The 11,695-nt window shown below is 73.4% G+C and carries 9 protein-coding genes; 6 read left to right on the top strand and 3 right to left on the bottom strand.

From position 1 onward, the window contains the following. Window positions 1-175: 175 nt before the first annotated feature. Window positions 176-694, top strand: a complete 519-nt coding sequence (locus IF99_RS0128835) for a GNAT family N-acetyltransferase (RefSeq protein WP_031001090.1) — start codon at window positions 176-178, stop codon at window positions 692-694. 246 nt (window positions 695-940) lie between these two features. Here IF99_RS0128835 and IF99_RS0128830 read toward each other — a convergent pair whose 3' ends face one another. The 3 genes from IF99_RS0128830 to IF99_RS0128820 form a co-directional block, all read right to left on the bottom strand. Beyond that, entirely contained in the window at window positions 941-1,720 is a 780-nt protein-coding gene (locus tag IF99_RS0128830; protein ID WP_031001089.1) for a copper homeostasis protein CutC, read from the bottom strand. Then, window positions 1,717-3,249, bottom strand: coding sequence for a M81 family metallopeptidase (locus tag IF99_RS0128825; RefSeq protein ID WP_031001088.1), 1,533 nt, complete (start codon window positions 3,247-3,249; stop codon window positions 1,717-1,719). The genes IF99_RS0128830 and IF99_RS0128825 overlap by 4 nt, the downstream gene beginning before the upstream one ends. Before the next feature lie 91 nt (window positions 3,250-3,340). Then, a complete protein-coding gene (locus tag IF99_RS0128820; RefSeq protein WP_234340905.1) occupies window positions 3,341-4,585 on the bottom strand; it encodes an ROK family transcriptional regulator in 1,245 nt (414 codons plus the stop codon). Between the two features lie 314 nt (window positions 4,586-4,899). Between IF99_RS0128820 and IF99_RS0128815 the strand changes: the two genes are divergently transcribed. The 5 genes from IF99_RS0128815 (at window position 4,900) to IF99_RS0128795 (ending at window position 11,455) form a co-directional block, all read left to right on the top strand. Beyond that, complete coding sequence (locus tag IF99_RS0128815; RefSeq protein WP_031001086.1) at window positions 4,900-6,714, top strand: peptide ABC transporter substrate-binding protein; 1,815 nt, start codon at window positions 4,900-4,902, stop codon at window positions 6,712-6,714. A 166-nt stretch (window positions 6,715-6,880) separates the two neighbouring features. Then, window positions 6,881-7,840 (top strand): ABC transporter permease, encoded by a 960-nt coding sequence (locus IF99_RS0128810; protein ID WP_031001084.1) that lies wholly within the window; start codon window positions 6,881-6,883, stop codon window positions 7,838-7,840. Continuing rightward, the gene (locus IF99_RS0128805) at window positions 7,837-8,736 is read left to right on the top strand and encodes an ABC transporter permease (RefSeq protein ID WP_031001082.1); all 900 of its coding nucleotides are present in this window, start codon (window positions 7,837-7,839) and stop codon (window positions 8,734-8,736) included. The genes IF99_RS0128810 and IF99_RS0128805 overlap by 4 nt, the downstream gene beginning before the upstream one ends. Then, window positions 8,733-10,487 carry a dipeptide ABC transporter ATP-binding protein gene (locus tag IF99_RS0128800; protein ID WP_031001079.1) on the top strand — a complete coding sequence of 585 codons (1,755 nt, stop codon included), beginning with the start codon at window positions 8,733-8,735 and terminating at the stop codon, window positions 10,485-10,487. Before IF99_RS0128805 ends, IF99_RS0128800 begins: the two co-directional genes overlap by 4 nt. Window positions 10,488-10,540: 53 nt before the next feature. Further along, a complete protein-coding gene (locus IF99_RS0128795) occupies window positions 10,541-11,455 on the top strand; it encodes an ROK family protein (protein ID WP_031001077.1) in 915 nt (304 codons plus the stop codon). Window positions 11,456-11,695 lie beyond the last annotated feature (240 nt).

Genomic DNA, 11,695 nt, shown 5'->3' with positions numbered 1-11,695 from the left:
GGGTGCGCGGGGGGCCGCGGGGGTGACGGCGGGTGTTTTTTAAGGGCGGGCCGCTGGTCCGGCCCCGCCGCTCCCGTCTTCCGGTGGCCCGGTCCACCCTCCGGCCCGCTCCTCCCGCCTCCCGCCGCCCGCCTCCCGCCCGCCGGTGCGCGGGGACGGCGCTAGCCTGCCCGGCATGACAGCACCCGCGTCCGCCGCCTGGCCACCCGCCCCGATAGCGACCGAGCGCCTCGTGCTCCGTGCCTCGGAGGCGCGGGACAGGCCGATGTTCGTCGCGCTGTTCTCCTCGGAGGAGGTCGGGGCCCACAAGGGCGGGGCGAGACCACGCGCGGAACTGGAGGAGGCGATGCCCGAAGTGCCGGGACAGCGCCCGGGGTTCTTCGTGGTCACGGCGGAGGACGAGATGATCGGCGCGGTGACGCTCGACCGGCGCGAGGACGGGAGCACCGAGCTGGGGTACCTCTTCCTGCCCCGGGTGTGGGGGCGCGGGTACGCGATCGAGGCGTGCGCGGCGGCGCTCGGCTGGTGCGCGGACGAGCGCCCCGGTGAGCCGGTGGTGGTGACCATCCGGACGGCCAACACCCGTTCCCTGCGCCTCGCGGCACGGCTCGGCTTCACCGAGGTGAAGCGGTTCGAGGAGTGGGGCGCCGAGCAGTGGCGCGGGGAGCTGTCACGTCAGGCCCCGGCCGGCTGAGTCCCCCGCGTCAGCCGGGTGCCTCGCGGGCCACGACCCGGCGGCGGGCACCCAGGGCGGCGCGCAGGCGTGCTCCGCGCGGGCGGGCCCTGCCCCGCGGCCGGGGCAGGGGAGGGGACCCGCCGGGCGAGGGCAGAGCGCCGCGCGAGAGCCACCACTGTTTCCCGCCGCCCGTAAGCCGCCAGGGCATCCGGAGAGGCGGAAGGTAGAGGCGGAAGGTGGGGGCGGAAGAAGCCTGCCCCCCCGTCAGGCGTCCGCGCGCCTCGCCCTGTCGAGTGCCCTCCGCGCCTCCGCCACCACCGCCGCGTCCGTGACGAAGTGCGTGTCCTGTTCCGCCGAGGCGCTGGACGCGCCGAGCGGGACCCAGGCGGCGTCGGCGCGGACGGGGGCGCGGCGTTTCGCCGACAGGTGGACGGCGTCGACACCCGTCGCGAGCAGGGCCGGGATGTCGGCGGGGCGCACGCCGCCGCCCGCCATCACCTGCACGCCGGGTGCCGCCGCGGCCATCGCCGCCAGCCGGTCGAGGCCCCGCCCCGCGGCCGGTGCGCCGCCCGAGGTGAGGACCCGGGTGAGGCCGAGCGCCGGGAGCAGCGCGGCCGTGGCCGCCGGGTCCGCCGACACGTCGATCGCGCGGTGCAGGGTCACCTCGACCGCCGGGTCCGCCTCCTGGGCGGCGTCGCGGAGCCTGGCGACGGCGTCGACATCGAGCGTGCCCTCGCTTGTGAGCGCGCCGATCACCACGCCGCGCGCCCCCGAGGCGATCACGGACCGCACCTCGGCGGCCATGAGGGCGATCTCCTCGGCGTCGTAAAGGAAGTCACCGGGCCGGCAGCGCACCAGGACCTGCACGGGCGGGCCCGCATCGGCGACCGCCTCGACGAGGGCGGCCGAGGGCGTCAGGCCGCCCAGCTCCAGGCCGGTGCAGAGTTCGACGCGGTCCGCTCCGCCGTCGCGGGCGGCGCGGGCGCCCGCCGCCGAGGTGACCGCGATCTCCAGCTCGGGACGGGACTCCCGGGCGCCGGTCACTCCTCGTTCCCGGTGAGGGGCTGGTCCGAGGCGGGGATGACGCGGGCCGTCAGGTCCGGATCGGCCATGTCGCGGTCGAAGGGGAACATCGGGCGGCTGATGCGGTGGTGGCCGAGGCGGACGAGGTCCTGGTCGACGCCGCCGGGCGTGAGCGCCATCTTCCAGTCGTTGGCCATGGCGAACAGTTCCGGCTCCAGGTACCCGATCTTGACGATCACGATGTCGGCGGAGCGGGGGTCCAGGGACAGGTCCGTGAAGTCATGCTCGTGGTGGTACGGCTTGCGGAGCCTCGTGAGGATCGCGTACACGCTGCCCACCCGGACCACGACCTCGGTCTCGGCGTCGCGGTCGCCGTGCCGGACGGCGTGGACGACGCCGGTGAGCGTGACGGGACCGGCGTGCCGGTCGTCGACGGCGGCGCCCGCCGTGACGGTGACGGTCGCGCCGATTCCGGCGGCGACGGCGGTGTCGATCGCGGCCGGTCCGGGGACGGAGGCGTAGATGACCGTCGGCCCGTCCTCCTTCTGGAACTCGGGCCGCTCCAGGAGCCGGGTGAGGCCCCAGGTGACGTCGCCCGCGCCGCCCGCGGTGGGGTTGTCGCCCGTGTCGCTGATGAAGTACGGCTTCCGCGCGGAGGCGAGTGCCTCGTCGAGCAGTTCGTCGAACGTGCCGGTCGGCGCGACGAAGCCGAAGTCCGCGCGCGCGTCCCAGAACCCCCGGGCCAGGCGCTCGGCCCCGCGCGTGACCGCCTCGGTGTCCTCGCCCGTGACGACCACGACGGCGCGGTTGCGGGGCTCGTCGGCCCAGGCGTAGCCGACCCAGATCGCGGCGTCCGTCACGCCCTCGGTCGCCTCGATCTCGTCGACGGCCGCGTACACGCTCTTCGCGGGCTCGATACGGGTCGAGGTCTGCTCGCCCGCGAGGAGTACGGGGACCGGGACCCACGCCTTGACGGGGCGGGGCGCGCCGGAGGCGAGGAGGTCGACCAGGTTGCGCACCGCGCGCTCCTTGGTCTCCATGTGGTCCTCGTGCGGGGCCATCCGGTAGCACGTGATCAGGTCGCTGCGGTGGACGAGCGCACGGGAGACGTTGCCGTGCAGGTCCATCGAGGTGGAGACGACGACGTCGGGGCCCACGGTCGCGCGGATGCGCTCCAGGAGGACGGCCTCGGCGTCGTCGAGGCCCTCGACCGTCATCGCGCCGTGGATGTCGTACCAGAGGCCGTCGAGCGCGGGCAGCGCGGCGAGGCGCTCGATGAGCTCGTCGGTGAGCGTCTGCCAGGCGGCGGCCGTGACGGTGCCGCCGGGCAGCGACTTGCCGACCAGCGCGCCGTGCCACTCGGCGGCCTCGCGCAGGGGCGCGCCGGGGGCGAGGAAGGGGTACCGGTCGAATATCGCGCTGCCGCGCGCGGGGTGGAAGGCGGGGGCCTCGGTACGCGCGGGGGAGAAGGTGGAGGACTCGATGCCGAGCCCGGCGACGGCGATGACCGGGCGGCTGAGGGCGGTGCGGGCGGTGCTGTTCTGGGACATGGCGTGGCTCCTCGTACGGAGGGTGAGGGCGAAGTGGGCGGGGCGGGCGCACCCGGGCCGGGGGCGCCGCGCTCCCGCGAGGGGACGGGCGTCAGCCCCTGGCCGGCGCCGGGACGGGGACGACACCGCCCGCCTCGCCGAGCGCCCGGGCCAGGGCGCGCTGGAGGGCGGAGAGCCCGGCGCCGACGAGGCCCGCGTCCGCGCCGAGCGAGGCCCGCTCGATGGTGAGGTGTTCGGTGACGAGCGGGTGGCAGCTCTCGTAGAGCTGTCCGCGCACGGCGGCGACGAAGGGTTCGAGGGTGGAGAGGATGCCACCGAGGTAGACGGCGTCGGGGTTGAAGAAGTTGACGTTGGCGGCGAGGACCTGGCCAAGATGGTCGCCCGCCCTGCGGACCGCGCGCGTCGCCTCCGGATCGGCGTCGCCCGCGAGCCGTACGACGTCCTCGGTGCTCGTGACGTCGAGGCCGCGCTCCCGCAGGATGCGCACGAGGGCGGCGCCCGAGGCGACCGTCTCCAGGCAGCCGGTGTTGCCGCAGGAGCAGGGGACGTCGGCGCCGCCCGCGTCGACGCGGATGTGCGTGATGTCCCCCGCCGCCCCGGTCGCGCCCCGGTAGAGGCGGCCGTCGGCGATGACACCGGCGCCGATCGCGGAGCCGATCTTCACCATGATCGACTGGCGGTGCCCGGCGGGCCGGACACTTTGTTCGCCGACCGCCATGCAGTTGGCGTCGTTGTCGACGACGGCGGTGACGCCGAAGCGCTCCTCCAGCCAGTCGGCCACCGGGAAGCGGTTCCAGCCCGGCATCCGCGAGGGCAGCACGACGGCACCCGCGGCGGCGTCGACGGGCCCGGGCAGGGAGAGGCCGACCCCGCGGAGCCGCGCGCGCCCGCGGGCGGCGGCGAGTGCCTCCAGGTGTTCGGCGAGCCTCGGCAGCGCGGCCTCGGGGCCGTCGTCGATCTCGAACGGGACGCCCGTGACCTCGCGCAGGCCGCCGCCCGGGAGCACGACACCGATGCGGGCGTGCCTGCCGCCGACGTCGGCGGCGATCGCGTACTCGTCGTGACCGCCCACGCGCAGGACCTTGCGCGGACGGCCGCCGGTGGAGGACTGGGTGCCCTCCTCGGCGACGAGCCCGCGCTCGACGAGCTGGGCCACGGTGAGGGAGATGGTGGAGGGAGCCGCACCGAGGAGCCCGGCGAGTTCGGCGCGGGACGTGGCCTGGCCCGAGGCGACGAGTTCGAGGACCCGCGCGGCGAGGGCGGGCGCGCCCTTGGCCGCGCTCTTCGCGGACACGCCCTTGACGGCCTTGCGGTCCCGTGCACTTATTTCAGTCATGTACGAAGTAACTTCCGCAATGGTGGGTGTGACGGAGACAGTACGCCCGCGCCGAGCGCGGATGACCACTCCGTGGAGAAAGTTGACGCGTTGTTGGGTCAGCTGAAGAGGGCTCGAATCGGGGCATAAGTGCCAAGTCGGCGGGTCCATGTGCTCGCTCGGGACTTTCTTCCGACCCGTAGAAACTTACTTTTTACTAATTCTTGTTTGTTTGTTCGGCGGGTCCGTCGTTGACTGTCGCCGTACAGCGCCGACCCCGCGGCGCCGGCCCGGACTGCCGGGACGAATGCGGGTCCTTTCACCTGAGGAGAGTCATGTCCCTTGCTCGCACGGCGGCCGGCCGCCGCTGGGCCCTGGTCGCGGGTGCCGCCGTCACCACGGGCGCACTGCTCACCGGGTGTTCCGGCGGCGGCACCTCTTCGTCCGGCTCGTCGTCCTCGGACACCATCAACTACGCGCTGCCCGCGAACTTCACGCCGAACTGGATCCTCCCCGTCGGCACCGCCGCGCACCTCAACACGAACAACTCGTCCATATCCCAGTCCCTGTGGGAACCGCTCGTGGCGTACGACGGCTCCGCGGGCAAGGTCGGCTGGAACAAGGACAACTCGCTCGCCACCGAAGCGAAGTTCGCCGCCGACAGCAAGAGCGTGACGATCACCCTCGGCGACCGCCACTGGAGCGACGGAAAGCCCGTCACCTCGCGCGACGTGGAGTTCTGGTACAACCTCGTCAAGGCCGACAAAGAGGACTGGGCGAGCTACAGCCCGGGCAAGGCGCCGGACAACTGGACCTCCTTCAAGACCGTCGACGCCACGCACTTCACCCTCACCTTCGACAAGGCGTACAACCAGCAGTGGATGCTCGCCAACGAGTTGAGCATGATCCGCCCCATGCCGCAGCACGTGTGGGACAAGACCAGCGACAACGGCACCGTCTCCGACCTGGACCGCGGCACCGCGGGTGCCAAGAAGGTCTGGTCGTACCTCAACGGCGCGGCCAAGAAGATCTCCGGCTACGCGAGCGACCCGCTGTGGAAGACCGTCAGCGGCCCGTATACCCTCAAGACCTTCACGACCGCGGGCAAGGTCCAGCTCACCGCCAACGCCAAGTACGACGGCGGCGGCAAGGCGCACATCAAGAACGTCAACCTGCTGCCGTTCACCACGACCGATGCCGAGGTGAACGCGCTCCGCTCCGGCACCGTCGACTACGGCTACATCAACGCCACCGACCTCAGCCAGGAAGCGGCGTTCAAGGCCAAGGGCTACACGCTGAAGCCGTGGACCGGCTGGGCGATCACGTACATGCCGTACAACTTCAACAACCCCGCCATGGGCGCGGTGTTCAAGCAGCTGTACGCCCGCCAGGCGATCCAGATGTCCGTGGACCAGGCGAGCCTGTCCAAGGTCGTCTACAACGGCACCGCCGTCGAGACCTACGGCCCGGTGCCGCAGGGCCAGACCTCCTCCTTCGTCTCGCCGGAGCAGAAGAAGAACCCGTACCCCTTCGACACCGCCAAGGCCAGGAAGCTCCTCACCGGCCACGGCTGGACGAAGCAGGGCGGCGGCCTCGTCTGCACGAACCCCGGCACCGGCGACGACCAGTGCGGCAAGGGCGTCGCCAAGGGCACCAAGTTCGCGATGCGGGTCCTGTCGCAGTCCGGCTCCACGGTGACCGACAACCTGATGAGCGCCCTCCAGTCCTCCTTCGCGAAGACCGGCATCACCTTCGGCATCAAGACCGCGCCCGTCAACTCGGTCCTGTCGCAGGCCGGTCAGTGCAAGGCCGGTGACTCCGGCTGCACGTGGCAGCTCTCCTTCTTCGGCACCGCGGGCAGCTGGTACTTCCCCGCCTACCCGAGCGGCGACTCCCTCTTCGCGACCGGCGGTGGCTCCAACTTCGGCAGCTACTCCAACCCCGCCGTCGACAAGCTCATCTCCGCCACCACCACCTCCTCCTCGGACGAGGCCGTGCGGAAGTACAGCGCCGCGCTCGCCAAGGACCTCCCCGTCATCTGGCTCCCCGAGCCCGACTACCAGATCTCCGTCGTCAAGACGGGACTGGGCGGCTTCGCGCAGGACTCCCTCGCCAACTTCCATCCCGCCATGTGGAAGTGGACCAAGTAGACCCGGTCGGTGCGCGCGGGCCCGCGGAGCCGTCAGGCCGCCCCGGGCCCGCGCCCGCCCTCACGCCCGCGCACCCCCTCCCCGTCGGCTCCCGCGCGGCGGCGACGCCGCCCGGCCCCGGTGACGCCAGCGCGCCCCCCAGAGACGAAGGCGACCGGAAGAACACATGAGCACTTCCTCGTACCTGATCAGACGCGTCCTCCAGGCCCTCGCGGTGATCGTCATCGTGACGATCGTCGTGTTCGGCCTGCTGCACGCCCTGCCCGGCGGACCCGCGCGCGGCATCCTCGGGCCCCAGGCCACCGCGCAGCAGATCGCGCACTTCAACCACGAGCAGGGCCTCGACAAGCCCCTGCCCGTCCAGTACTTCTACTACCTCGGCCAGCTCCTCCACGGTGACCTCGGCACCTCCTACACCCTCAACGAACCGGTGTCGCAGCTCATCACCGAGCGCCTGCCGAAGACCCTCGTCCTCACTGTGCTCTCCGCACTCCTCGGCCTCGTCCTCGCCGTCCCGCTCGGCATGTGGCAGGCGGTGCGCCGCAACAAGCCCGTCGACTACGTCATCACCACGGTGAGCTTCATCGCCTACTCGACGCCGGTGTACTTCCTCGGGCTCATCCTGGTGCTGGTCTTCAGCCAGGGCCTCGGCTGGTTCCCCTCGCAGGCCCCGCAGGGCGAGACACTCGGCCAGGTCTTCTCCGACCCGCGGGCCCTCGTGCTCCCCGTGGTCGCGGGCGCCGCCTCGATGATCGCCGTCTTCAGCCGCTACATGCGCGCCGCGACCCTGGAGAACCTGTCCGAGGACTACGTGCGCACCGCCAGGGCGGGCGGTTCCCGCTCGCGCGCCATCCTGTGGCGCCACGTCTTCCGCAACTCGCTGACACCCGTCGTCGCGATGCTCGGCTACTACGTGCCCGTCCTCTTCGGCGGTGCCCTCGTCGTCGAACAGCTCTTCAACTACCCCGGCATGGGCCTGCTGTTCTGGACCGCTGCCCAGGCGTCCGACTACCCGGTCCTGCTCGGCTGCGTCCTCGTGATCGCGGTCGCGACCGTCGTCGGCACCCTGCTCGCCGACATCGTCCAGCGGGTCATCGACCCCCGAGTGAAGGCAGGACGGGCATGAGCGCCGTCATCCAGCCGGGCAAGGTCCCCGGCACCGCCACCGCGCCGAGCGAGGCGTCCGGCGCCAGGCTCGCGGTCCGCCGCTTCCTGCGCAACCGACTGGCCGTCGTGGGCCTCGCCTTCGTCGTCCTCTTCTTCCTGTTCTGCTTCGCCGGCCCGCTCGTGTACTCCACCGACCAGACCCACACGATGCTCGACCAGGTCAACCAGTCCCCGAGCGGCGCCCACTGGCTCGGCACCGACGCCGTCGGCCACGACGAACTCGGCCGGCTCATGTACGGCGGCAAGGTCTCCCTCATCGTCGGCCTCGCCGCCGGTGTCCTCGCCACCGTCATCGGCACGCTGTGGGGCGCGACGGCCGGGTACGCGGGCGGCTGGATCGACGCGTTCATGATGCGCGTCGTGGACGCCGGCATCGCCATCCCCGCGCTGTTCATCCTCCTCGTGGTCTCCGCCATCACCACGCCCGGACTCAGCGGCCTCGTCGTCATCCTCGGCCTCGTGTCCTGGCTCGTGCCCTCCCGTCTCGTGCGGGCCGAGACGCTCACCCTCAAGAACAGGGACTACGTCCTGACCCTGCGCGCCATCGGCGGCACGCACGGCCGCGCGATCCTGCGGCACATCCTGCCCAACTCGGTCTCGACCGTCATCGTCGCCGCGACCTTCCAGATCGCCGACGCGATCCTCCTGGTCGCCTACGTCTCCTACCTGGGACTCGGCGTCCAGCCCCCGCAGACCGACTGGGGCGGGATGCTCTCGGCCGGGCTCACCGCCGCCTATTCCGGCTACTGGTGGCTGATCCTGCCGCCCGGCCTGGCCATCATCGTGGTGGTGTGGGCGTTCAACGCGATCGGGGACGGGCTCCGCGACGCTTTCGATGTGAGGGGACGCGGATGAGCGCCACCACCCAGGCTCCCGGACGCCCCGCGCCCGAGCCCGTACTGCGACTCGACGACCTCGGCGTCGTCTTCACCACCGAGACCGGCGAGGTGCCGGCCGTCCAGGGCGTGTCCCTCCAGGTCGCCCCCGGCGAAACGCTCGCCCTCGTCGGCGAGTCGGGCTCGGGCAAGTCGACCATCGCGCTCGCCGCGATGGGCCTCCTCGACGCCAACGCCCGCGCCACCGGCAGCGCCGTCGTCGCGGGCACCCAGGTCGTCGGCACCCCCGACTCGGCGCTCGCCGCGCTGCGCGGCAAGAGCGTCTCGATGGTGTTCCAGGAACCCGCCACCGCGCTCGACCCGCTCACCCGGATCGGCCGCCAGATCAGCGAGGTCATCCGCAACCACCGCGAGGTCTCCGCGAAGGAGGCCGCCGCCGAGGCCGTGGAACTCCTGCGCCGCGTCGGCATCCCCGACCCGGAGAACCGGGCCCGCGCCTACCCCTTCCAGCTCTCCGGCGGGCAGCGCCAGCGCGTCGTCATCGCCATGGCCATCGCCAACGAGCCGGGCCTGCTGATCGCGGACGAGCCGACGACCGCGCTCGACGTCACCGTCCAGGCCGAGATCCTCGACCTGCTGCGCCGCCTCGCCGTCGACACCGGCACCGGCGTGCTGCTCGTGACCCACAACATGGGCGTCGTCGCCGACTTCGCCGACCGCGTCGCGGTCATGTACCGGGGCGAGATCGTCGAGACGGGCCCGGTCGAGGACGTCCTGCTGCGTCCAGGCCACGACTACACGCGGCGGCTCCTCGCCGCGGTCCCCCGGCTCTCCGTCGCCGCAGCGGTGGCCGAGGAGAAGACCGGGGCCGAGGCGGCCGCGCGGAAGACGGAGGCGGTACGGGGCGCTCCACCCGCCCCCGAAGCACCCGCTCCCGTCGCCGAACTCACCGACATCAGCGTCGTCTTCGGCCGCGGGAAGGCCGCCGTGCGCGCCCTCGACGGCGTCTCGCTCCACGTCGGCCCCGGCGAGACCCTCGGCCTCGTCGGCGAATCCGGCTCCGGGAAGTCCACCGCCGCGCGCGTCGCGCTCGGCCTCATCCCGCCCACCTCGGGCACCGTCACGCTCTTCGGCTCCGACCTCGGCCGCACCAGGGGCCGGGCCCGCCGCGCCCTGCGCTCCGGCATCGGCGTCGTCCTCCAGGACCCCGTGGCCTCGCTCGACGCGCGCATGACCGTGGGCGAGTGCGTCGCCGAACCGCTCCGGGTGCACCGCCGCGCCCTGTCAGCGAAGGAGCGCCAGGCGGAGGTCGCCGCCGTACTCGAACGGGTCCGGCTGCCGCGCGAGGTCGCCCGGCGCGCGCCGCGCGAACTCTCCGGCGGCCAGCGCCAGCGCGTCAGCCTGGCGCGCGCCCTCGTCCTGGAACCCCGCCTCCTCGTCGCCGACGAACCCACCAGCGCCCTCGACGTGAGCGTGCAGGAAGCGGTGCTCGAGGTCATCACGGAACTCCAGGAGGAACTCGGCTTCGCCTGCCTCTTCGTCTCCCACGACCTCGCCGTCGTGCAGCACTTCGCGCAGCGCGTCGTCGTGATGCGGGCGGGCCGCGTCGAGGAGCAGGGCAGTACGGGGACGACCCTGCTGCACCCGGAGACCGACTACACCCGCCGCCTGCTGGCAGCCGTGCCCGTGCCCGACCCGGCGGTGCAGCGCGCCCGCCGGACCGACCGCCTGGCCACGCTCGCCGCGGGCCGCTCGGAGGCACAGGCGTGACCCACCCCGTTCCCCCCACAGGGGCCCGCCCGGCCCCCGATCCCGCGCGGCCGTTGTGCGCGGGCATCGACATCGGCGGCACCACGACCCAGGTGGTGGTGTGTGCCGACGACCTGACCGTCCTCGCCAGGGCCGAGGTCGCGACGCCCGCGCGCGAGGGCGGCCACGCCATGCTGGCCGCCGCACTCGGCGCCCTCGCCCCGCTCCTGGCCTGCACCCCGGGCCGGCTCGTCGGCGCCGGGGTCGGCGCGGCCGGTGTCGTGGACTCCGCGAGCGGACGCGTCCTCGTCGCGAGCGACTCCTTCACCGGCTGGGCGGGTTTCGCCGTCACCGAGGCGGTCGAGACGGCTCTCGGCGTCCCGGCCTTCCTCGACAACGACGTCAACGCCTTCCTCCTCGGGGAGGTCTCGGCCGGTGCCGTGCGCGGCGAGAGCGACGTGCTCGGGATGACCCTCGGGACGGGCGTCGGCGGCGCCCTCTGGACCGGCGGCGCCCTCTTCCCCGGTCCGCACGGCGCGGCGGGCGAGATCGGGCACATCCCCGGTTTCGGCGACCTGCCCTGCACGTGCGGCGGGCGCGGCCACCTGGAGACCCTCGCCTCCGGCCGGTCCATCGGCGCCAGGTACGCGGAGCGCACCGGCCGCCGCCTCACCGCCCGCGAGGTGTACGAGGCCGCCACGTACGGGGACGAGGAGGCGCGCGCCGTCTACCAGGCCGCCGGGCGCGGCATCGCCCGCGCCGTCGTGATCGCGGCGGGCGTCGCCGACCTCACGACCGTCGTCGTGGGCGGCGGCGTCAGCCGGGCCTGGCCGCTCCTGGAGCCGGCCATCCTGTCCGGCCTCGCGGCCGAGCCGCCGGTGAGCGGGCACCCGGTGCGCCTGGTGCGCGCGGCGCTCGCCTCGGACGCCGTCCCTGTCGGCGCGGCGGCGCGCGCCCGCGGGGAACTGTCGGCGGCGCTGCGGGCGTAGGCCGCCCCGCGCCCCGCTCAACCCCCGTACGCGTCCCGGCAGATTCGCGTCTGCGGGCTGTCGGCGGGCCAGCCGCCGTACGCACGGCCCAGGGCGCACACGCCGCCGCCTCCGCTCCCCGTCGCCGGGGGTCTCGCCTCGTGCCGCTCGCGGTGCGGGGCGTGGCGGCGCGGGGATGGCGGGGGCGCCTCGGGCGGCGGGGGGACGTGGGACGGTGCCGTGCGGGGCGGGGGAGGGGCC

This window comes from Streptomyces sp. NRRL F-5630, from assembly GCF_000719475.1.
Taxonomy (GTDB): domain Bacteria; phylum Actinomycetota; class Actinomycetes; order Streptomycetales; family Streptomycetaceae; genus Streptomyces.
Note: the sequence above shows the minus strand (reverse complement) of the source record. Positions and strands in the feature narration are given on the sequence as shown.